Raw genomic sequence first — 20,927 nt, 5'->3', positions numbered from 1 at the left:
TCATGTGCCTGATTCTCGGGACCGCAGCGCCGCTGGGCCTGCTGGTCGTTGCGCCGCCGATCGCGGCGCAGACCGCGGCTCCGCCCGCCTTTGCCGCCTGCAAGGCCTGCCATACCGTCGACAAGGGCGGAAAGAATGGCGTTGGCCCCAATCTGTACGGCGTGGTCGGACGGCCGGCCGCGGCAGTGCCGGGGTTCAATTATTCGCCGGCGCTCAAGGCATCGAAGCTGCGCTGGGACGCGGCGACGCTCGACCAGTTCCTGGCATCGCCGTCAAAGAAGGTGCCGGGCACGCGCATGCCGATCGGCATGGCGGATGCCAAGAAGCGCGCGGCGATCATCGCCTATCTCAAGGCGCAGGCCGGCAAGTGACGGCCCGGTCGGCATGAGCATCTCACGCCGCACGCTGCTGGCCGCCGGCGCCGTAGCGCCGCTCGCGGCCGGGCTCGCGCCCGGCCGGGCGGCGCAGTCGAATGCGGCGCGCTTCTCGCTAGGCTTCGCGCCGCACGAAGGCAGCTTCGCGAGCCGCGGCGGGCTGATCGAGCAGATCGCCTTTGCCGCCGACCAGGGCTTCACCGCATGGGAGGATAATGAAGCGCGCGCGCGTCCGGTGGCGCAGCAGGCGCAGATGGCCAAGGCGCTGTCGGATCGCGGCATGACGATGGGCGTGTTCGTCGCCAGCATGCCGAAATGGGCGCAGTCGCGGCCGCTGCTCGGCGCCAACGACGACGCCGAGCGCGAGGCGTTCCTGGCCGACATCCGCAGTTCAGTCGATGTCGCCAAGCGGCTCGGTGCGAAGTGCATGACGGTCGTCACAGGCTTTCGCGATCCCAAGGTGCCGCTCGATGTCCAGACCGCGCGCGTGATCGACGTCATGCGCCGTGCCGGCGACATCGTCGCGCCGCACGGGTTGGCGATGGTGATGGAGCCGCTCAACACCCGCACCGATCATCCCGGCGTCTATATGCAGAGCATCGCGCAGGGCTTCGCGGTCGCGCGCGGTGCGAACAGCCCAGGGGTCAAGGTGCTTGCCGACCTCTATCATGAGCAGATCCAGTCGGGGAATCTGATCCCGGTGCTCGACATGTGCTGGAGCGAGATCGCCTATCTCCAGTTCGGCGACAATCCCGGTCGCGACGAGCCGGGCACCGGCGAGGTCAATTATGCCAACATCGTCAAATGGCTGCGTGCGCGGCGCTATACGGGGGTGATCGGCATGGAACACGGCAATTCGATCGACGGCCGCGCCGGCGAGGACCGACTGGTCGCTGCATATCGCGCCATCGACGCGCAATAGGAAGGAAGCGAATGATCGTCCGCATGATCGCAGGGCTGGCAGTCGGCATGGTAGCCATCATGCCCGCCGCCGCGCAGGACCGGCCGGGGTTCAAGGATACGCCGATCCTGCCCGGCGGGTCGTTCCATGTCCACGACCCCGACCGCCCCTATCCGCAGGTGGTGACGCCCGCCGCCGTGGCCGGCGGCGCGCCGTCCGATGCGGTCGTGCTGTTCGACGGAACGTCGCTCGATGCCTGGACCGCTCAGGCCATGCCGTGGACTCTCGAGGGCGGGGCGATGACGCCGCCGCCGCGCACCGCGAGCGGCGGCGAGAATAATCTGGTCTCGAAGCAGAGCTTCGGCGACGTGCAGCTGCACCTGGAATTCCGTTCGCCCAATCCTCCGACCAAGAGCTCGCAGGACCGCGGCAACAGCGGCATCTGGTTCATGGAGCGGTACGAGCTGCAGATCCTCGACGGCTATCAGAACCCGACATATGCCGACGGTACGGTCGGTGCGGTCTATGGCTGGAAACCCCCGCTCGCCAACGCGTCGCGGCGCCCGGGCGAATGGCAGAGCTACGATGTGGTCTTCGAACGGCCGCGCTTTGCTGCCGACGGGTCGCTCGTGCGCCCTGCCTATGTCACCGCATTCCTCAACGGGGTGCTGGTACAGAATCATCAGGCGATGCTCGGCACCACCGCCTGGCGGCAGATCGCGAAGTACCAAGCCCATGCCGATGCCGCGCCGCTGCAATTGCAGGATCATGATTCGCCGGTGTCGTTCCGCAACATCTGGGTGCGTCCGCTGCCCGCGGCGGCGATCGCGCAGGACCTTGAAGGAGTAGCCAAGTGATCGACCGCAGAACCGCGCTGGCCGGGATCGTGACGATGTTCGGGGCCGGATTGTTTGCGCCCATCGCGCGCGCCGCGGGCGCTGCCCAGGCGGCGAAGATACCGGTGATCAGCGAAGGCCCGCCCAGCGTCGCGGTGTTCACCCCGACGCAGCGTGCCGTGATGACTGCGCTGAGCGACCGCATGATCCCTGCCACGGACACCCCCGGCGCGATCGAGGCGCAGGTACCCGAGTTCATCGAAAAGCTGCTTGCCGACTGGGCGGCGCCCGAGGATCGCGTATCGATCGTCGCCGGGCTCGACGCGATCGAGGCGCGCAGCCTTGCGGATTATAAGCGCTCCGCCGCGAAGGCGACGCCCGCGCAGCAGGACGCGCTGCTGACGCTGGCGATGGACGACAAGATCGCGTCGGGAGCGGTGTTCTTCGACGAGTTCCGTCAGCTCGTCATCACCGGCTACTACACGTCGGAGATCGGCATCACCCAGGAGCGCGAATATCTTCCGGTGCCCGGCGAATATGACGGCGCATTTCCATATTCTCAGGTCAACAAGGTCTATAGCTCATGATCAGCCGCCGTAGCTGGCTCGCCGGAGCCGGCACCCTCGCCGCGGTCGCCGTCGCCGACCGCCTCGTCCCGACCGCCGCGGCGGCGGAGCTCGGCCCGATCGGGCTGCAGCTCTATACGGTGCGCGAAATCTTTCAGAAGGACCCGGTCGCCACCCTCGAACAGATCGCTCGGATCGGGTATCGCGAAGTCGAATATGGCGGCGGTGGCTTCGATACGATGGACCACGCGATGCTGCGCCGCACGACCGATCGCCTCGGCCTGCGCGCGCCGTCGGTCCATATCGGCTATGACGCGCTGCTCGGCCAGTTCGACGCATCGGTGGCGATGGCCAAGACGCTGGGGGCGGATACCGTCGTCCTGCCCTATATGGGCGAGGAGCACCGTACCGCCGAGGGCTGGCGAGCCGCCCTGCCCAATTTCAGCCGCTTCGGTGCCGGGCTGAAAAAAGCCGGGCTCGGCTTTGCCTATCACAACCATGATTTCGAGTTCACGACCAAGCCGGGCGGAATCAGCCTGTTCGACAGCCTGCTGAGCGAAACCGATCCCGAACTCGTGAAGATCGAGCTCGACCTGTACTGGGCGGCCTTTGCCGGCGAGGATGTCGGGGCGATGATCGACAGGCTCGGCAATCGCCTTTATGCCTATCACGTCAAGGACATGCGCGCTGATCGCAGCATGACCGCGGTGGGGCAGGGCGACACCGACTTCGCCGCGTTGTTCAAGCGCAAGGGCGGTAGCGGCGTGCGCCATTTCTATGTCGAGAATGACGAGGCGCCTGCGCCCTATCTCCCCGACATCGCCACCAGCTTCACGACACTCCGCGCGCTGCGCTTCTGATCCACCGGGGAAATAGCATGACTTCGACCAACAGGTTCGACGCGATCGTCATCGGCTCGGGCGTGAGCGGGGGCTTCGCCGCCAAGGAGCTTACCGAAAAAGGACTGCGCGTGCTGATGCTCGACCGCGGCGTGATGGTCGAGCATGGCGAGGGCTATCCCTATGACGGCAAGCCCGCCTACGAGATACCGGCGCGCAACATGATGCCCAAATCGCTGGTCGAAAACGATTATTTCATCTCGCAGCACGGCTATGTCGCGCCGAGTAACCGGCGCTTCTACAATGACGACCGGCTCAATCCCTATGCGTACGACGAGGGCAGCAAATTCTACTGGATCCGTCCCGGCGCGGTCGGCGGCAAATCGCTGATCTGGGGACGCTGGAGCTTTCGCTGGGCGCCCGAGGACTTCGCCGCGAACAAGCGCGACGGCATCGATGGCGAATGGCCGATCGGCTATGACGACGTCGCGCCGTGGTACAGCTATATCGAGAAATATATCGGTGTGTCGGGTTCGCGCGAGAATCTGCCCTATCTGCCCGACAGCGAATTCCAGCCGCCGATGCCGATGAACGTCGCCGAGAAGTGGCTGAAGCAGCGGCTCGAGACCCAGTTTCCCGGGCGCAAGCTGATCAACACCCGGTTGTCGAATCTGACCGAAGACAAGCCGGAGCAAGGCCGCACCCGCTGCCAGGTCCGCAACCAGTGCGGCAATGGCTGCTCGTTCGGCGCCTATTTCTCGACCCAGGCGGTGACGTTGCCTGCCGCGCGCGCCACCGGTCGGCTGACGCTGCAGTCGGACGCGGTGGTCACCAACCTCGATTACGATCCCGCAACCAAGCGCGTCACCGGCGTGCGCTACATCGATGCCAAGACCGGCCAGGCACAGACCGTCGAGGCCGATCTCGTCTTCCTGTGCGCGTCGGCGATGGCATCGGTCCAGCTGTTGATGAATTCACGCGCACCCGGCAGCGAACGCAGCTATTTCGACGAGAGCGGCACGCTCGGCGGCTACGTGATGGACCATATCTTCCGCGTCGGTGCCGAGGGCGAAATCCCGGGAATGCAGGAATATATCGAATATGGCCGCCGCCCTGGCGGCGTCTATATCCCGCGCTTTCGCAACATCGGCGGCGACGAGGGCGTCGGCTTCTCCCGCGGCTATGGCTATCAGGGCGGCGCGCGGCGCGACCCGGCTGCGCCGGTCGGGTTCGGCGCGTCGATGAAGCAGGGCATGCGCAAATACGGGCCGTGGAAGTTCAGCATGGGCGCGTTCGGCGAATGCCTGCCGTACAAGGACAATCGCGTGTCGCTGCACCCCAGCAAGGTCGACCGGTTCGGGGTGCCGCTGATGCGCTTCGACGTCCGGTTCCGCAACAACGAGCTCAAGATGATGGCGGATGCCCGCGTCCAGGGCGAAGCGATGCTCAAGGCGGCGGGGCTGACCAACGTCATAAGCTGGGAGAATGAGCATGTCCCCGGCGACGCGATCCACGAAATGGGTGGCGCTCGCATGGGCACGGATCCCCGTTCATCGGTGCTCAACAGCTGGAGCCAGGCGCATGCCGCCGCCAACCTCTACGTCACCGATGGTGCGCAGATGGCGTCGGTGTCGTGCGTCAATCCGTCACTGACCTTCATGGCACTGACCGCCCGCGCCGCCGACCACGCCGTCAAGCAGATGCGGCAGGCGTAGCCCGTCGCATCGGCGGTCCTGCCCACCGCCGGGGAGCGCAATCTCTTCCTAGTCGTATCGTCCCGACTATTGTTTCAGAACGCCGTGGACACTGGCGTTACTTGTTTCTAGCAATCGGTCTGGGCAAAATTCGGGGGCGGTTCCATGCGGTACCTGATGGCGTTGGCTTTGTTGCTGTTCGCGCCTTCGGCGCATGCGCAAGCCGGCTTCGCTTTTGCCAATGCCCCCGGTCCGCATGGCGTCGGCCTTCGCGTCGTCGAGCAATATGATCTTTCACGCAGCTATCGCGGCGCCAACGATCCGGTGACCGGCGAGGCGGTGGCCGGCGTGAAGGCGCGCCCGATCCAGACACTGATATGGTATCCCGCGACCAAGGGCGGCACGCCGCTCCGCTACAGCGACTATCTCCGCCTCTCCGCCACCGAGGAGGTGTTCGGCCGGAGCGACGCCGAGATCGCGGCGGCGACGGCGGCCTTTCTGCGATCTGCCGGCCCGGCCTTGTCGCCGGATCGTATCAAGGCGGAAACCGGGCGGACGATGTGGGCGGTCCGCGATGCCGCCTCTGCACCGGGCAAGTTCCCGGTCGTGATCTACGCTCCCAGCTTCGGCGCGCCGGCTTATGAAAATGCGGACCTCGCCGAATATCTCGCGAGCCAGGGGTACGTCGTGATCGCCAGCCCCAGTATGGGCGCACGCAGCCGCAGCATGACCTTCGACGTCGAAGGGATTTCGGCGCAGGCCGGCGATATCGGCTTCCTGATCGCCTTCGCCCATTCGCTGCCCCAGGCGGACCTCGACCATCTCGCCGTGGCGGGCTTCAGCTGGGGCGGCCTTTCGAACGTGTTCGCCGCGGCCGTGGATAGCCGCATCGACGCGCTGGTGAGCCTGGACGGTTCGGTGCGTTATTTTCCTGGCCTGGTCGAATCGGCGAAATATGTGACACCGGCGCGCGTGACAGCACCGTTTCTGTTCGTGGCGGCAAAGCCCCAGGCGATCGAGGAACTCCAGCTTGCCGGCTTGGACAGCTCGGCCAGCTTTCTCAACAAGCTGACCTATTCCGATTTCCACCGCGTCACCATGAACCAGATGGTGCATGGGAATATGGCTTCGCGTCAGGTCGCCTTTTCGCCCGACACCAACTTTTCCGACTTCAGCCGGAGCGAAGTCGAGCAATCCTATGGATGGAGCGCGCGGTATGTTCTGCGCTTTCTCGACGCCTATCTGAAAGCGGATGCTACCGGCGCGGCATTCCTGGCGGCGGACCCCGAGAGCAACGGCGTGCCGCGCCACCTGCTTGAAGTCACCAGCCGCAAATCGACGGGAGTTCCGCCGACGCGAGAGGCTCTTGCAGCGCAGCTCGCGGTCCGGGGCTTCGATGCCATCCCCGAGGTTTATGCCGAAATGCGGACGCGCGACGCGAGTTTCGAGCTTTCCGAGGAAGACCTAAATATCTGGGGTTACCAACTGCTGGAGCGCGGAGACGACAAGGCGGCGATCGCGGTGCTCAAGCTTGCCACGACGCTCTACCCGAAGAGTTTCAACGCCTTCGACAGCCTGGGCGAGGCCTATCAAAGCGATGGCAACAAGCAGCTGGCCATCGCCAATTATCGCAAGTCGCTGGACCTAAATCCTGGGAACCAGAATGCCGCCGAACGGATCAAGGCGATGCAGGGCAAGCCCTGAAGCTGCGTGTGCGCACCCCGATCCGGGGCCGCATGCCGCGATGCCGCGTCAGGCACTTCGCCCGGCCAGCCAGAGGGCGAGGTTGCGCACGTAGCGCTCGGTCGATCGGCGCGCCTCGGGCGTGCGGGGCAGCGCATCGCCCGGCGGCTCGCTGACGAAGCTGGGGGCGCCTGCCGCCGGATCCCAGTTATAGTCGGCGAAATGGTGGAAGGTTGACTGCGCGATCGCCGGGCCGCCCGCCTCGGACGGCTCGAACGCGACCGCTATATTGAATTTGCGGCCGGTCAGCGCGCTGTTACCGGTGGCTATCACCCGCGCGCTCGGATCGTCGGCCGGAGCGCCCACGGCGCCTTCGTGCGGATGGGCGGGCAGGTAACGCAGCGCGCCGCCTGCCGCATCGGGGTCCGCAAAGACGGGATGAAGGTCGCCGACGATCTCGATCCGCTGGAAATCGCCGTTCGATCCCGAGTGATAGTTGGGCCAGGAAATCGTTGGGGTCCCGTCGTCGTCGATCTGCCGACGATCGGGATCGGGTTCGGGGTTGCGGGAATGGAAATAATGCGCCGCCCCGACACCGCCCAAGGTGCAGACCGACGATCCGAGATCGGCATGGTCGCGCGTGACCATCAGCCCGCCGCCGCGCTGGCGGAACCGCCCGATGGCCGCGCAGTCCTCGGCGTCGAGCCCCTCGCCGGTGTCGACGGCGAACAGCCAGAGCTCGTCATAATCGGACCGGTCGATGGTCGAGAGCAAGGCGTCGGGGCCCGTCGCAGTGTCGCGATCGCGCGCGGTCACCTGGATCATGGGCGCGCCATTCTCATCGCGGAGCGCGGCGAGCAAGTCGCGCAGCATCGAGAAGCGGCCGATATGCCAGTCATCCTCGATCGTCGGGATGGTGGTCTGCAACAAGATGCGGATCGGTGCGGTCATCACAGTCTCTCCCGTGCGGGTCGATTCGTCGGAGTAGTAGCGTCCCCGCCGAGTGCGCGATCGAGATAGGGCGCGGTCCGGCTCGCCCGGCTGGCGGCGACCTTGGACGGCGGGCCGCTCGCGACGATCCGGCCGCCCTCGGCGCCGGCGCCGGGGCCGATATCGATCACCCAGTCGCTCGCCGCCGCGACCTTCATGTCGTGATCCACCAATACCACGCTGTTGCCGGCATCGACCAGCGCATTCAGCTGGCCGAGCAGGCGTTCGACGTCGGTCGGGTGGAGGCCGGTGGTCGGCTCGTCGAGCACGTAGAGCGCACCGCCGCGCTGCGCCCGCTGCAATTCGGTGGCGAGCTTCACCCGCTGGGCCTCGCCGCCGGAAAATTCGGTCGCCGGCTGGCCTAGGCGGAGGTAATTGAGACCGACCTCGCGCAGCACCTTGAGCGATCGGCAGACGTTCGGCGCATCGCCGAAGAACTCCCACGCGCCTTCGACGGTGAGCGCGAGCACGTCGGCGATCGTCTTGCCGCGATATCGGATTTCGAGCGTCTTGGGGTTGTAGCGGCTGCCGTGGCAGACCGGGCACGGCGCATAGACGCTCGGCAGGAACAGCAGCTCGACCATCACGAAGCCCTCGCCCTCGCAGCGCGGGCAACGGCCCTTGGCAACGTTGAACGAGAAGCGGCCGGCGTCGTAGCGGCGCTTCCTGGCCTCGGGGGTCGCCGCGAACAATGCGCGGACATGATCGAGCAGCCCGGTATAGGTCGCGAGGTTGGAGCGCGGCGTGCGGCCGATCGGCTTCTGATCGACCTCGATCAGCCGCCTGATCCCGTCGAGGCCGCCGACGATCCTCCCCTCGGTCACGTCCGCGGGGCGATCCTCGAGTGCAGCTTCGGCATCGGGGTCCTCCGCCGCCGCGACGGGGCTGCCGAGCGCGCCGGCGACCAGCTCGACCAGCGCCTGGCTGACCAGGCTCGATTTTCCCGAACCGGAGATCCCGGTGACGGTGGTCATCACGCCGAGCGGGATCGCGCAATCGATCGCCCGCAGATTGTTGCGCGAAACACCCTCCAGCCGCAGCCAGCCGATGGGCTCGCGCTGCCGGCTCGGCATCCCGCCGCCTTCGTCGAACAGGTGGCGCCGCGTTTCCGATGCGGCGACCTTGCGCAGTCCCTCGGTCGGGCCGCTGTAGAGGATCTCGCCGCCCTGTTCGCCGGCGGCGGGGCCGACATCGACGATCCAGTCGGCGCGGCGAACGACGTCCATCTCATGCTCGACGACGAACAGCGAATTGCCGACCGCCTTCAATCCGTCGAGCGCGCGGAGCAGCGCCTCGGTATCGGCGGGATGAAGCCCGGCCGAGGGCTCGTCCAGGACATAGACGACGCCGAACAGGTTGGAGACGACCTGCGTCGCGAGCCGCAGCCGCTGCAGTTCGCCCGGCGACAGCGTCGGCGTGCTGCGTTCGAGCGTCAGATAGCCGAGCCCGAGATCAAGCAGCACCGACAGCCGGCGGCACAGATCGCCGGCGATGCGCTCGACCACCAACGCCTTTTCCGGATGGGTCTTGCGCAGCGCGTCGAGCTTGCCGGCCTTCGCCTCGGCATAAGGCGCGAAGATTTTCGAAAAGTGCGCCATCGGCAGGCCACTCATCTCGGCGAAGTCGAGGCCCTCGAACCGGACTGACAAGGCCTCCTTGCGCAGCCTCTTACCGTGGCACACCGGGCAGGCCCGCGCGATCATGAAGCGCGCGGCGCGCTTCTTCATCATCGCGCTCTGCGTGGTCGCATAGCTGTGGGTGACGTGCCGCTTCGCGCTCGAGAAGGTGCCCATATAGGCGGGCTCGATCTTGCGGCGGATCGCACGCTGGATCTCGTCATGGCTCCAGCCGGGATAGACCGGAACCTGCGGCTGCTCCTCGGTGAACAGGATCCAGTCGCGCACCTTCCTGGGCAGGTCGCGCCACGGCATATCGACGTCGATGCCGAGGCTTATGAGGATGTCACGCAGGTTCTGCCCGCCCCACGCCATCGGCCAGGCGGCGACCGCGCGCTCGCGGATCGTCTTGGACGGGTCGGGCACCATCGAGGCTTCGGTGACCTCGTGAATCCGGCCGAGGCCGTGACAGCGCGGGCACGCACCGTCGGGCGTATTGGGCGAAAAGCTGTCCGCGTACAGCAGCGGCTGGCCCGGCGGATAGTCGCCGGCGCGCGAATAGAGCATGCGCAGTAGGTTGGAGAGCGTGGTGACGCTCCCGACCGACGAGCGCGTGGTCGGCGATCCGCGCTGCTGCTGGAGCGCTACCGCCGGCGGCAGGCCCTCGATCTCGTCGACCTCGGGCACCTCCATCTGGTGGAACAGGCGGCGCGCGTAGGGCGAGACCGATTCCAGATAGCGCCGCTGCGCCTCGGCATAGAGGGTGGAGAAGGCAAGCGACGACTTGCCCGATCCCGACACGCCGGTGAACACGACCAGCGCGTCGCGCGGGATATCGACATCGACATTCTTGAGGTTGTGCTCGCGCGCACCGCGGACCCGGACGAAGCCGGAGGCCTTGAACGCCGGCCCCGCTTCCGACGTCACTCGGCCGTGGCCTCACGCGGTTCGGCGCGGGCGCTCCCAAACAGCTCGAGGACCGCCCGATTGTACGCCGGGATGTCGGCGGGCTTGCGGCTGGTGACCAGACCGCCATCGACGACGACTTCCTCGTCGAGCCATGTCGCGCCCGCATTCTGCAGGTCGGTCTTCAGCGACGGCCACGACGTCATGCGCCGACCGCGCGCGGCGCCCGCCTCGATGATGGTCCAGGGTCCGTGGCAGATCGAGGCGACCGGCTTCCCCGCGTCGAAGAACGCCTTCACGAAGGCGATCGCGTCGGGCAGCGTCCGCAGCGTGTCGGGATTGATGACGCCGCCCGGCAGCAACAGCGCGTCGAAATCTTCCGGGCGAGCTTCGCCGAGCGCCAAGTCCACCGGGAATGTCTCGCCCCAATCGGTGAAGTCCCAGGCCTTCACATTGCCGTCCTTGGGCGACACGAGCCGGGTCTTGGCGCCCGCCTCATCGAGTGCCTTGCGTGGCTCGGTCATCTCGACCTGCTCGAAGCCGTCGGTCACCAGGATTGCGACCTTCAGGCCGTCCAGAGTCTCGTTCGCCATCTTCGGTCTCCCATAATTGCTGGCCTAAGCGGGCTGCTTCTCCGCGACGACATCGACATATTCGATCGTCGGCGGTTCGAAGAGTACACCGGTGTTCTCACCAAGCGCTTTCCCGACATCACCGGACAGGTGCGCCTGGCGCCCGTCCTCGTCGGGGAAGGCGTCGAAGATGCCGAAGGTTGACGGTCCGAACTGGATCGCGAACCACCTGACGGTCTTCGGCTCCCCCTCGACGATCGACAGCCCCTTGTTCAAGAAACTGCGCAGGTCGTCCGCCTTGCCGGGGAGCGCCTCGAGCCGCACGAAAAGCGCTTTGCTCACTTCGGTTGTCATCTTGGGACTCTCCTCTGCTCATTGGTCTATCGACGGTCGTCAGCACTCGGTTTCGGAGAGCATCGACGGATCGCGGATTTCGACGACGCGCGGGGTCCTGAGCGTGATCGATCCGCGCTGGCACAGCACCGTCATCGTGCGGCTCACAGTCTCCACGGCGATCCCGAGATGGTCGGCGATATCATAGCGGGTGATCGGCAGCACGATCGCGTTGGTGCCGCGGCGTTCGATACGGTGCGACATCTCCGCCAGATACGCGCTCACCTTCTCCCGTGCCGTCATGCGGTTCTGGACCAGCAGGTGATGTTCGAGCCGGCGGATCGCGTCGGCGGTGCAGCGCTGCATCAGCGCGGCAATTGCCGGGAACCGCGCGACAAGCCCGTCGATCTGTTCGCGCGTGAACGACAGGATTACCGTGTCATTGGAGACCGCCTCAAAAAAGAAACCCGGATCCGCCGGCGCGAATCCCACATAGTCCCCGGCAAGCGCAAGATCGATGATCTGCCGTTGACCGTTGGGACGCAGCGCGAACTTGCGGACCGCGCCCGTGCCGATGCAGGCCACGGCACCCCGCGCGATCACGGCGTCGCACGCTTGGTTGCGCCGCCATCGGGACGCGCGTCCGGCTGCCATCATCGCCGCGCCGGCCTCGCTTTGCGGCTGGTTCGGGCGCTGCTGGGATGCGAAGAGCGATGCGCATTCGATCGTGTCTTGCATAGGTCCCTCGCTGCGATGTGTCAGGAACACGTTGCACGACGAACGTGCCTGCAGCCATTTGTGGATTCCACTACATGGATTTTCACACCGGACCGCGATGCGTGAGACCACGAAGGGGCGTCGCTAGCCTGCCCGGGGGCATCACGCACGGTCGTCGGAACGGTTTCGAGAAATACTTGGCCGCTCGTGAAGATATCACGCGCCAGCCCCCCTAAAGACTGATACCGTAAAGTCCGTCGCGAAATCGCGACACCAGCGCATTGGTTGCCCCTTGATGCCGCAGAGCAAAGAGCCGAAGCCCGTTGGGGCAGAGCCGCCCTATGATGCGGTGTTGGCGGCCATCTGCCACGGGACGCACATTTGCGCCTTTTATGAGACCGAGGACGACCTGCTAGACCTGGTCAGCCAGTTCTGCGCCGCCGGTGCGCGGCGAGGCGACCAGTGCCTGTGGGTCAAGCCCGACGGCATGAATGCCGATCCGCTTGCGCGCCAGGGCGTCGAACTGCATTCCGCCACCGACATGTATCTGCAAGGCGACGGCTTCGAAGGCGGGTCGATGGTGGCGCTATGGCACGAGAAACTGGCTGAGGCCCTGGCCCATAATCATGCCGGCTTGTCCGCCAGCGGTCACACCTGCTGGCTGCAGCAGCGCGATTGGCAGGCGTTCATGGAATATGAGAATTATTTGAACGAGGTGATCGCGGACAAGCCGATCTCGCTTTTGTGCACCTACCCGCTTTCCGCGTGCAAGGCGGGGGACATTCTCGACGTCGTTCGCGCACATGAAGTTGCGCTGGCAAGGCAAAACGACCGATGGTCGGTGATCGAGACCCACCTGACCAATGACAGCCCCGATGCGCTCGATGGCGCCAGCCGCGTCGCATCGCTGTCTCCGCGCGAACAGCAGGTCCTTTCGATGGTCGCCGACGGCGTTGCGACCAAAAGCATTGCCTTCGAACTCGGCCTCAGCGTCCGCACGATCGAGGTCCACCGCGAGCGTGCCGTAAGGCGCCTGGGCGTGCGCACCATGGTCGAAGCGATAAGGCTGCTGACGCTTGCATTGCCCGCGGCGCCACTGATGGCCGTCAAGCGGCATACCCCCGGCGGCCTTCGCGCTGCAAACCATTAGCAACGAAACTCTCGGCTCCCGGCGACGCTGGAGACCGACAAGGTGTCAAGCCACGACACGCAATCGCGGCTTCACCGGGATTGTCGAACCACGCGCGGCATCGACCGCTGCGCCCAAGGCGCCAATCGTCATCGGCCCGACATAGCGTTTGCCGTTGATGAAGAGCGTCGGCGTGCCATCGACGCTTTTCAGCATGCCACGCGCGAAATCATGCCCGACCTTTGCCGCGAACCTGCCGCTGAACAGCGCGTCCTGCAGCGCGTCCGGCGAAAGCCCCCGTTCGCTGGCGAGGCGCAGGAGCAACGGGATGCTGAGCCTTGCGGATTGCGCCATGAGCGCCTTGTGCATCGGCCAGAAACCGCCACGATGTGCGGCAAACTCCGCCGTTTCGGCGGCAAGTTTCGCCAGGTCGTGAATACTCACCAGCGGAAAATGACGGAAGGCTTGCCGCACGCCGGCATGCCGCCGCAGGATCTGGGTGATCACCGGTTCGGCCAAGGCGCTATACGGACATTGATAGTCGCCATATTCGATCAGCGTGACGGTGGCATTCGGGTCACCCCGAACATGATCCTCGATCGATAGCGGCGGCAGAATCGTCTGCATGAGCTGGACTCCTCCCGAGCGAATTTGCGTCCAGTACCTTGGGCGTCGATTCCGCGTTAAGCCTTGACCGTCGTCACTTCCGGCGGCTTGGCGACAGGCGCGGTCCTCGTCCTGCTTCGGCAGGCGCCGGCGGTCCTATCGCGCGCCGCGACACCGACTCTTCACGATCCCGGGCCGCCCCCTCCTCCAGATATCCGTGGATGATCTGCACCAGCTGCGCGCCCTCGCCAACCGCCGCGGCGACGCGCTTGGTCGACCCCGAACGCACGTCGCCGATCGCGAACACGCCGTCGAGGCTGGTCTCGAACTGACGGCGGCCTTCGGCGAGCTGGTCCCCGGTCATGATGAAGCCGCGATTGTCGAGCCGGACGCCCGATCCTTGCAGCCATTCCGTGCCCGGATCCGCGCCGATGAACACGAACAGGTGGCGGATGGGGCGTCTCAGGTCGCGCCCGGTCGCTTCCTCGTGCCACGTGACTTCGCGCAGCTGCCCTGCGCTTCCCTTCAGGCCGGTGACGGTCGCCTGCAACCGCAGGTCGATGTTGGGAATGGCCTCGATCCGATCGATCAGGTAGCGCGACATCGATTCCGCGAGACTCTTGCCGCGGACCAGCATGCGCACGCATCGTACCTGCCCGGAGAGATAGACTGCGGCCTGCCCGGCGGAGTTGCCGCCGCCGACGAGCACGATCTCTTCGCCGTGGCACAGCCGGGCCTCGACCGGCGTCGCCCAGTAATGCAGGCACGACCCCTCGAACCGCTCGATGCCGGGGATCGCCGGCCGGCGGTAGCGCGCGCCGGTAGCGATGGCGATCGCGCGCGCGGTGGCCGGCTGGTTGTCGGCGACTGTCAGTCGGAGGCGCGCGGCGTCGTAGCCCTCCAGCCCGGCGGCACGGGCCGCCAGCAGCATCTCCGCCCCGAACTTCTGCGCCTGGGCATAGGCGCGGCCGGCCAGCGCCCGGCCCGAGATGCCGGTCGGAAAGCCCAGGTAATTCTCGATCCTAGCGGATGCTCCCGCCTGCCCGCCGAACACGCTGCTTTCCAGCAGCAGCACGCGCAGCCCTTCCGACGACGCGTAGAGCGCCGCCGCGAGGCCGGACGGACCTGCACCGACGATCGCCAGATCATAGATCTGCGCCGGATCGATATCGTGCAGCAAGCCGATGCAGCGCGCGACAGCCGCTTCGTCGGGATCGATCAGCACTTCGCCCGACGGGCAGATCACCACCGGCAGCTTGTCGGGGGTGATGTTGAATCGGTGGAGCATGTCGTCTGCCTCGCCATGCTCTTCCGGATCGAGGAGCTGGTGCGGAAAGGCGTTGCGCAGCAGGAAGTTCTGCAACCGCACGATCCTGCCCAAACTGCGACGCCCGACCAGCACGAGCCCGCCGGCGCCGAGATCTAGCAGCAGCGCGCGGCGCAGGATCAGCGCGCGCATGATCGTTTCCCCTAGAGCGGCATCGGTGACGACGAGCGCGCGCAAGCGGTGACTCGGCACCAAAATGGCCTCGACGGCTTCTTCCGCGATCGCATCGACCAGCGACGGTTGACCCGCCAGCTGCGCCATGTCGGCAAGGAACATACCCGGATCGAGCCGGGTGAGATCGCTGTCCGCGACGCCGTGCCGCTCGCGCACCACGACGTGGCCGGACAGGATCACGTACATGCCGGGCACGTTTTCGCCAGTGGTCGCGAGGTACTGCCCCTTGGCGAAATGCGCGATGTCGCCGAAGCGCTTGAGCCGCTCGCGCTCGCTTTGTGAAAGGACGGGCAGGATCTGCTCGCGCCGGTTCTCGATCATCTTCGTTGCCGGCGCCGCCATCGCACGTCTCCCGCCGGACATCATGCGCCGCTCTCGCGGCGCACGGAATGACGGTCGTCAAGGCGGGGAGCGGCGAGCCGCGACAGGATGGAGGTGCGACGACACCTGCCGAGCCAACCCGGGGAACGGCAGACACCTGACGGCCGAGGCTAACGGATTTTCCAGCAATCCGCAGGAGAGAGGATTACCATAGGGGATGAAGCGGAGGGCGTATCATGCTGGTGACGATCTTTGTCCCTGACAATGTTCATCTGCTCGAGATCGCCGGCGTGTGCGATGCGCTGTTCGAGGCGAACTGCAAGATGCGCCCCGGGTCGCCGTACCGCGTCCAACTAGTGACCGAACATGGAACCGTCGCCGCGGCGGCGTCGGGCGTGCGATTCGTTCCCGATGTCGGCATACACGACGCGAGCGAGCCCGCTGACACGCTGATCGTCGCCGGTCCCTATGGCGAGCCGGCGCAGCAGAGCGACGACGTGAACCGGTGGCTGCGCGAACAGGCGGCGCAGGCGCGGCGCTACGGCTCGACCTGCACGGGCGCTTTCCTCGTGGCGCGCGCCGGGCTGTTGGCGGGGCGGCGCGTCACCACCCACTGGCAATATGCCGAGCGCCTCGCCGCCGAGCATCCCGATATCCTCGTCGAACCCGACCGCATCTTCGTCCGCGACGGGCCGGTGTTCAGTTCGGCCGGGGTAACCGCGGCGATCGACCTCGCCTTTTCACTGATCGAGGAGGATCACGGGCGCGATCTGGCGCTTTGGGTGGCCCGTCGGCTGGTGGTGTTTCTGAAGCGGCCCGGCGGACAGTCGCAGTTCAGTACGGCGCTGACGGCGCAAGCGGCGGGAAGCAGCCCGATCGACCGGGTCAGGCTGCATATCCTCGAACACCCTGGCGCCGACCTCGGCCTGGCGGCGCTGGCGGGGGCGGCCCGCGTCAGTCCGCGCCATTTGTCGCGGCTGTTCCACGCCGATCTGGGCCTGCGCCCGGCCGATTATGTCGAGCTTACCCGGATCGACATCGCCCGCCATCTGCTCGAAGACGGCGCCGCTCCCCTGAAGATGATCGCCCATGCCGCGGGCTTCGGATCGACCGCGACGCTGAGGCGCGCCTTCCTGCGCAGGCTGAACCTCACGCCGCTCGACTATCGCCGGCGGTTCCAGACGACCGGCATGGGCGCCAGGCATGATGAAAGTGACGCCGCTTTGTCCTGAAGTGTCGCGCTGTCGGCGTTGAAGCGGGTGCGCCCAAGTTCCATCATCCGGACCGGAGGCGACATCATCTAATCTGCTCCTGCCACGGGTCGAGAAGCGAGCTTTGATCGGGCACGGCCGCTGCGCCGGCACGCCAAGGTGCGCTGCACAGGGTAGCGACACCCGCCCGCGGCCGGAAGCCATCGGAAGGCCGAGCACGAGATGCCGACGATATATGGGGATAAATGCCGGATCGGCGACGCGCCGCCTGGTGGCCGGGCCCGACGTCACACCGCAGGGGCCGGAGGGCGATAATGCGTGGCGGTCGGTATCCAAGTCCGCGCACGGTGTGCAAACCGATGCGGTCGTCGTTGCATGGCAAGCGCGCGACGCAAACCGCGCTCCCTGCGATCGCTTCCGCGGTCCTGATCCCGGAAGCGCCGTCCCTCGCAAGCGTCGATCGCCTGACCGGCCTGCTCGACCGTTATGGACTGCTTGATCGGCTGGCGGCGATCGATCGCCTGACGGCGACGACGCTGCTGATCGTCAAGGTCGATATCCTTCGCTTCAACGACGTGAACAGCGGCTTCGGCTATGATATCGGCGATGCCCTGCTGTGCGCGGCCGCCGCGCGGCTGTCGACGCTGCCCGCGCTCGCCGTGGCGCGGACCGACGGCAACGTCTTCGCGCTCGCCTTCGAGATCGACGATCCGAGCTTCGCCGGCGCAATGGTCGACAATGTCGTGGATCTGATGAAGCCGCGCTTCCTGCTTCCCGGGGCGTCGTTGACGGTGCAGTTCGCCGCCGGCTTCGCGACCGATTGCGTCAGCGGCGATCCACTCCAGCTCGTCCGGCAGGCTGGCGCGGCGCTTCAGCGATCGAAGGGAACCGCGTGCCACGAGCCGCGCGCCTTTGCGGCGGCGGACGAACGCGAAGCCCGCAACCGCCTGCGCCTTGCCGGCGAATTGCAGACCGCCATCTCGAACCAGGAACTCCTCTTTCACTATCAGCCGCAATTCGATCTCGGCACCGGCGATCTGGTCGGCGCGGAGGGGCTGTTGCGGTGGAACCACCCGACGTTCGGCCTGCAGCCGCCAAGCCGGTTCATCGGCATCGCCGAGGAAACCGGCATCATCCTCGACATCGGCGCCTGGGGCCTGCGAACGCTGGCGACGCTCGCGGCACGGATCAATTGCGACCGCCGCGTGCCGATCCGTTTCGCCTTCAACGCATCGGTGCTGGAGTTCACGCAACGCGACATGGCGCGCTTTGTCGCCCAGATCATCGACGAAACCGGGTGCCGAGCCGATTGGCTGACCTTGGAGCTCACCGAAAATCTCATGATCGATGAACCCGCGCACATTCGCGCAGCGTTCGCAGAGCTCCGCTTCCTCGGCGTCGGGCTTTCGATCGACGACTTCGGGACCGGCTATTCCAACCTGCGCTATCTCGAGAATTTCCCGATGAGCGAGATCAAGATCGATCGCAGCTTCGTGCACGGCGTCGCGCATAGCGCCGCCAAGCGGGTCATCGTGGAAACCATCGTCAAGCTCGGGGCGGCGCTGGACATCCGTGTCGTCGCGGAGGGGATCGAAACCGAGACCGAGCGCGCAATCATGCGCACCCTCGGCTGCTCGATCGGCCAGGGCTATCTCTTTGCCCAGCCAATGGACGAATCCGAGTTCCACACTCTGCTCGACCGCGGCCTGATCCTGCGCGAGGGATGGAGTGCGCGGCGCTTGCTGACCCAGCTCGACGGGAACTGCGCCTAGCGTCGACCGCGTGTTGCCATCGCATTGACGGGGATCAATTCGTAAAGATCGCGACAGCCGGTATCATGGCGTGACCATGCGCGCATCCTGCGCCGCAACGGAGGCTGCCATGCCGCATGAAACTCCGCGCCGCGCCGAGTCGGGCGTCCCGCAACGGCCATTTGGTCCGCTGCAGCGGAACATCGGCACCATCGGGCAAGGCACCTGGTATATCGAGGACGGCGACCCGACCGCCGTGATCGCGGCATTGCGACGCGGCATCGACCTGGGAATGAACCATATCGATACGGCCGAGATGTACGGCGCCGGCGCTGCCGAGACGCTGGTCGGCGACGCCATTGCGGGCAGGCGCGACGAACTGTTCCTGGTTTCCAAGGTGCTGCCGCAGAACGCCTCCCGCAGGGGAACGATGATCGCCTGCGAGCGCTCGCTCGCGCGCCTCAAGACCGACCGGCTGGATTGCTATTTGCTGCACTGGCGCGGATTATACCCGTTGGAAGAAACCTTCGCGGCGTTCGAGGCGCTGCGTGATGCGGGCAAGATCCTCTCCTACGGCGTCAGCAACTTCGACGCGCCGGACCTAGCGGAGGCATGGCGGATCGCCGGCGGATCGGAACTCGTCTGCAACCAGGTGCTCTACCATCTGCAGGAACGCGCGGTCGAACATCGCGTGTTGCCGTGGTGCGAGCAGCACGGCCTGGCCGTCACCGCCTACAGCCCGTTCGGGCATGGCGACTTTCCCGGACCGGCCACGTCGGGCGGCCGCCTGCTTGCCGAGATCGCCGAGGCGCACGACGCCACCGCACGCCAGATCGCGCTGGCGTTTCTGCTCAGTCGCCCCGCGGTGTTCGCGATTCCCAAAGCTTCGACGATCGCGCATGTCGAGGAGAATGCCGGGGCAGCCGCCATCGCACTGTCGCCGGCCGAGATCGACCGCATCGACGCCGCGTTCCCGCGCGGTCCACGCCCCCGCAGCCTGCCGATGCTGTGACGGTGCCATGGTTCTGTTTCCCGATTGACGACCGTCAAGGCGCGGCGATTCCGACAGCTTACTCTCGATCAAAGCGGGGCATCGTGCCAGATCGAGGAGTCAAGTCATGCCAGCAGGCAATCGCGCCATCACGTTCTTGGAGCCCCACAAGATGGCGCTGCAGAACCAGGACTATCCAAAACTCCAGGACCCGCAGGGTAGGAAGATCGAACACGGCGTCATCCTCAAGATCGTGACGACGAACATCTGCGGCAGCGATCTGCACATCTACAATGGCCGCTTTGCAGCCCCTGGAGGCATGCTGATGGGCCATGAGAATACCGGCGAGGTGGTTGAAGTCGGCGCGCATGTCGAACGGGTCAAGGTCGGCGATATCTGTTCGGTGCCCTTCAACGTCGCCTGCGGCACGTGCCGCAACTGCCGGGAACGACATACCGAGGTCTGCCTCAACGCCAACGAGGAACTGGGCTTTTGCGGCGCCTACGGCTTCAATCTGGGCGGCTGGCAGGGCGGCCAGGCCGAATATATGCTGGTGCCCTGGGCCGACTTCCAGCTGCTGCGATTTCTGGATCGCGATCAGGCGATGGAGAAGATCCGAGACCTCACCCTGCTCTCCGACATTCTGCCCACCGGCTATCATGGCTGTGTCGAGGCGCGAGTAGGCACCGGCTCCACCGTCTATATCGCGGGCGCCGGGCCGGTGGGGCGATGCGCCGCCGCCAGCGCGCAACTGCTCGGCGCATCGTGCATCATCGTCGGCGATTCCAATCCGGCACGGCGCGAACTGGTTACGCAGGCAGGGTACGAAGTGGTCGACCCGTCAAGCGCCACGCCCGTCGCCGACCAGATCGAGGCGATCCTGGGCACCGGCTCGCGGTGGGTCGATGCGGCGGTCGATTGCGTCGGGCTCGAATGCCATGGCAACGGGCCGAACGGCTGCTCGCACAATGTCGAGGAAGCCGTCATCAACACGATGATGGAGGTGATCCGGCCCGCTGGCGCAATGGGCATTCCGGGCGTCTACACCGATCAGGACCCCGGCGCGCCCACCGATCTCAACAAGCAGGGGCTGATGGCGCTGGGATTTCCCGGCGCCTGGGTGAAGTCGCCGAGCTTTACCGCCGGCCAGTGCCCCGTGATGCGCTATAATCGCGAGCTGATGATGGCGATCCTGTGGGACCGCATGCCCTATCTGACGCCGCTTCTGAACACCGAGGTCATATCGCTGGACGACGCGGTCGACGCCTATGAGGTCTTCCGGGACGGATCGCCCAAGAAGTTCGTGATCGATCCGCACGGCATGACCGGGCTGGTGGGGACCGGCGATCGTTCGCAGTCCGCCGGCTGAGCTTCCCGGCAATCGAACCCC

The 20,927-nt window shown here is 66.0% G+C and carries 19 protein-coding genes; 12 read left to right on the top strand and 7 right to left on the bottom strand.

Annotated elements, in window-relative coordinates; all coding sequences use genetic code 11:
* Positions 1-2 precede the first annotated feature (2 nt).
* The 7 genes from FHY50_RS09295 (at position 3) to FHY50_RS09265 (ending at position 6,914) form a co-directional block, all read left to right on the top strand.
* A complete protein-coding gene (locus FHY50_RS09295) occupies positions 3-371 on the top strand; it encodes a c-type cytochrome (RefSeq protein ID WP_140231118.1) in 369 nt (122 codons plus the stop codon).
* A gap of 13 nt (positions 372-384) precedes the next feature.
* Entirely contained in the window at positions 385-1,296 is a 912-nt protein-coding gene (locus tag FHY50_RS09290; RefSeq protein ID WP_140048182.1) for a hydroxypyruvate isomerase family protein, read from the top strand.
* 11 nt (positions 1,297-1,307) lie between these two features.
* Positions 1,308-2,132, top strand: a complete 825-nt coding sequence (locus tag FHY50_RS09285) for a 3-keto-disaccharide hydrolase (RefSeq protein ID WP_243846611.1) — start codon at positions 1,308-1,310, stop codon at positions 2,130-2,132.
* A complete protein-coding gene (locus tag FHY50_RS09280; protein WP_140048181.1) occupies positions 2,129-2,698 on the top strand; it encodes a gluconate 2-dehydrogenase subunit 3 family protein in 570 nt (189 codons plus the stop codon). Before FHY50_RS09285 ends, FHY50_RS09280 begins: the two co-directional genes overlap by 4 nt.
* A complete protein-coding gene (locus tag FHY50_RS09275; protein ID WP_140048180.1) occupies positions 2,695-3,537 on the top strand; it encodes a sugar phosphate isomerase/epimerase family protein in 843 nt (280 codons plus the stop codon). The genes FHY50_RS09280 and FHY50_RS09275 overlap by 4 nt, the downstream gene beginning before the upstream one ends.
* A gap of 17 nt (positions 3,538-3,554) precedes the next feature.
* On the top strand, positions 3,555-5,231 hold the full coding sequence (locus FHY50_RS09270) for a GMC family oxidoreductase (protein WP_140048179.1): 1,677 nt from the start codon (positions 3,555-3,557) through the stop codon (positions 5,229-5,231).
* Positions 5,232-5,375: 144 nt separating this feature from the next.
* Complete coding sequence (locus FHY50_RS09265; protein WP_140048178.1) at positions 5,376-6,914, top strand: dienelactone hydrolase; 1,539 nt, start codon at positions 5,376-5,378, stop codon at positions 6,912-6,914.
* A 48-nt stretch (positions 6,915-6,962) separates the two neighbouring features.
* Here FHY50_RS09265 and FHY50_RS09260 read toward each other — a convergent pair whose 3' ends face one another.
* From FHY50_RS09260 to FHY50_RS09240, 5 genes are read right to left on the bottom strand one after another with little or no spacing between them, the layout of a single operon-like run.
* On the bottom strand, positions 6,963-7,844 hold the full coding sequence (locus FHY50_RS09260) for a hypothetical protein (protein WP_140048177.1): 882 nt from the start codon (positions 7,842-7,844) through the stop codon (positions 6,963-6,965).
* The gene (locus FHY50_RS09255; RefSeq protein ID WP_140048176.1) at positions 7,844-10,426 is read right to left on the bottom strand and encodes an excinuclease ABC subunit UvrA; all 2,583 of its coding nucleotides are present in this window, start codon (positions 10,424-10,426) and stop codon (positions 7,844-7,846) included. The genes FHY50_RS09260 and FHY50_RS09255 overlap by 1 nt, the downstream gene beginning before the upstream one ends.
* A complete protein-coding gene (locus FHY50_RS09250) occupies positions 10,423-10,998 on the bottom strand; it encodes a type 1 glutamine amidotransferase domain-containing protein (protein ID WP_140048175.1) in 576 nt (191 codons plus the stop codon). Before FHY50_RS09250 ends, FHY50_RS09255 begins: the two co-directional genes overlap by 4 nt.
* Before the next feature lie 24 nt (positions 10,999-11,022).
* Complete coding sequence (locus FHY50_RS09245) at positions 11,023-11,319, bottom strand: putative quinol monooxygenase (RefSeq protein WP_244935318.1); 297 nt, start codon at positions 11,317-11,319, stop codon at positions 11,023-11,025.
* 51 nt (positions 11,320-11,370) lie between these two features.
* Positions 11,371-12,048 carry a helix-turn-helix domain-containing protein gene (locus FHY50_RS09240; protein WP_140048173.1) on the bottom strand — a complete coding sequence of 226 codons (678 nt, stop codon included), beginning with the start codon at positions 12,046-12,048 and terminating at the stop codon, positions 11,371-11,373.
* Between the two features lie 274 nt (positions 12,049-12,322).
* Between FHY50_RS09240 and FHY50_RS09235 the strand changes: the two genes are divergently transcribed.
* Complete coding sequence (locus FHY50_RS09235; protein WP_243846802.1) at positions 12,323-13,177, top strand: MEDS domain-containing protein; 855 nt, start codon at positions 12,323-12,325, stop codon at positions 13,175-13,177.
* Between the two features lie 45 nt (positions 13,178-13,222).
* Here FHY50_RS09235 and FHY50_RS09230 read toward each other — a convergent pair whose 3' ends face one another.
* Positions 13,223-13,783 carry a DsbA family protein gene (locus tag FHY50_RS09230; protein WP_140048171.1) on the bottom strand — a complete coding sequence of 187 codons (561 nt, stop codon included), beginning with the start codon at positions 13,781-13,783 and terminating at the stop codon, positions 13,223-13,225.
* Between the two features lie 73 nt (positions 13,784-13,856).
* Positions 13,857-15,605: an FAD-dependent oxidoreductase gene (locus FHY50_RS09225; protein WP_140048170.1), complete on the bottom strand. Its 1,749-nt coding sequence runs from the start codon at positions 15,603-15,605 to the stop codon at positions 13,857-13,859.
* Between the two features lie 215 nt (positions 15,606-15,820).
* Between FHY50_RS09225 and FHY50_RS09220 the strand changes: the two genes are divergently transcribed.
* The 4 genes from FHY50_RS09220 to FHY50_RS09205 all read left to right on the top strand — a co-directional run bounded on the left by FHY50_RS09220 (position 15,821) and on the right by FHY50_RS09205 (position 20,906).
* Positions 15,821-16,816, top strand: coding sequence for a GlxA family transcriptional regulator (locus FHY50_RS09220; protein ID WP_140048169.1), 996 nt, complete (start codon positions 15,821-15,823; stop codon positions 16,814-16,816).
* Between the two features lie 338 nt (positions 16,817-17,154).
* Positions 17,155-18,567, top strand: a complete 1,413-nt coding sequence (locus FHY50_RS09215; protein ID WP_166745413.1) for a putative bifunctional diguanylate cyclase/phosphodiesterase — start codon at positions 17,155-17,157, stop codon at positions 18,565-18,567.
* Between the two features lie 109 nt (positions 18,568-18,676).
* Positions 18,677-19,558, top strand: a complete 882-nt coding sequence (locus FHY50_RS09210) for an aldo/keto reductase (RefSeq protein WP_140048167.1) — start codon at positions 18,677-18,679, stop codon at positions 19,556-19,558.
* A gap of 151 nt (positions 19,559-19,709) precedes the next feature.
* The gene (locus FHY50_RS09205) at positions 19,710-20,906 is read left to right on the top strand and encodes a glutathione-independent formaldehyde dehydrogenase (protein WP_244935317.1); all 1,197 of its coding nucleotides are present in this window, start codon (positions 19,710-19,712) and stop codon (positions 20,904-20,906) included.
* The last annotated feature ends 21 nt before the right edge of the window (positions 20,907-20,927 follow it).

It is taken from the genome of Sphingomonas japonica (assembly GCF_006346325.1).
In the GTDB taxonomy this organism is placed as follows: Bacteria; Pseudomonadota; Alphaproteobacteria; order Sphingomonadales; family Sphingomonadaceae; genus Sphingomonas; species Sphingomonas japonica.
The sequence above is the reverse complement of the archived record's forward strand: the minus strand, read 5'-3'. Positions and strand labels throughout refer to the sequence as shown.

What these genes read in the sequence shown, in the direction of transcription:
- FHY50_RS09265 (WP_140048178.1), top strand. Translation starts at nt 5,376, where the DNA reads ATGCGGTACCTGATGGCGTTGGCTTTGTTGCTGTTCGCGCCTTCGGCG.
- FHY50_RS09270 (WP_140048179.1), top strand. Translation starts at nt 3,555, where the DNA reads ATGACTTCGACCAACAGGTTCGACGCGATCGTCATCGGCTCGGGCGTG.
- FHY50_RS09295 (WP_140231118.1), top strand. Translation starts at nt 3, where the DNA reads ATGTGCCTGATTCTCGGGACCGCAGCGCCGCTGGGCCTGCTGGTCGTT.
- FHY50_RS09205 (WP_244935317.1), top strand. Translation starts at nt 19,710, where the DNA reads ATGGCGCTGCAGAACCAGGACTATCCAAAACTCCAGGACCCGCAGGGT.
- FHY50_RS09220 (WP_140048169.1), top strand. Translation starts at nt 15,821, where the DNA reads ATGCTGGTGACGATCTTTGTCCCTGACAATGTTCATCTGCTCGAGATC.
- FHY50_RS09235 (WP_243846802.1), top strand. Translation starts at nt 12,323, where the DNA reads ATGCCGCAGAGCAAAGAGCCGAAGCCCGTTGGGGCAGAGCCGCCCTAT.
- FHY50_RS09225 (WP_140048170.1), bottom strand. Translation starts at nt 15,605, where the DNA reads ATGGCGGCGCCGGCAACGAAGATGATCGAGAACCGGCGCGAGCAGATC.
- FHY50_RS09285 (WP_243846611.1), top strand. Translation starts at nt 1,308, where the DNA reads ATGATCGTCCGCATGATCGCAGGGCTGGCAGTCGGCATGGTAGCCATC.
- FHY50_RS09215 (WP_166745413.1), top strand. Translation starts at nt 17,155, where the DNA reads ATGCGGTCGTCGTTGCATGGCAAGCGCGCGACGCAAACCGCGCTCCCT.
- FHY50_RS09230 (WP_140048171.1), bottom strand. Translation starts at nt 13,783, where the DNA reads ATGCAGACGATTCTGCCGCCGCTATCGATCGAGGATCATGTTCGGGGT.
- FHY50_RS09260 (WP_140048177.1), bottom strand. Translation starts at nt 7,844, where the DNA reads ATGACCGCACCGATCCGCATCTTGTTGCAGACCACCATCCCGACGATC.
- FHY50_RS09210 (WP_140048167.1), top strand. Translation starts at nt 18,677, where the DNA reads ATGCCGCATGAAACTCCGCGCCGCGCCGAGTCGGGCGTCCCGCAACGG.
- FHY50_RS09240 (WP_140048173.1), bottom strand. Translation starts at nt 12,048, where the DNA reads ATGCAAGACACGATCGAATGCGCATCGCTCTTCGCATCCCAGCAGCGC.
- FHY50_RS09275 (WP_140048180.1), top strand. Translation starts at nt 2,695, where the DNA reads ATGATCAGCCGCCGTAGCTGGCTCGCCGGAGCCGGCACCCTCGCCGCG.
- FHY50_RS09250 (WP_140048175.1), bottom strand. Translation starts at nt 10,998, where the DNA reads ATGGCGAACGAGACTCTGGACGGCCTGAAGGTCGCAATCCTGGTGACC.
- FHY50_RS09290 (WP_140048182.1), top strand. Translation starts at nt 385, where the DNA reads ATGAGCATCTCACGCCGCACGCTGCTGGCCGCCGGCGCCGTAGCGCCG.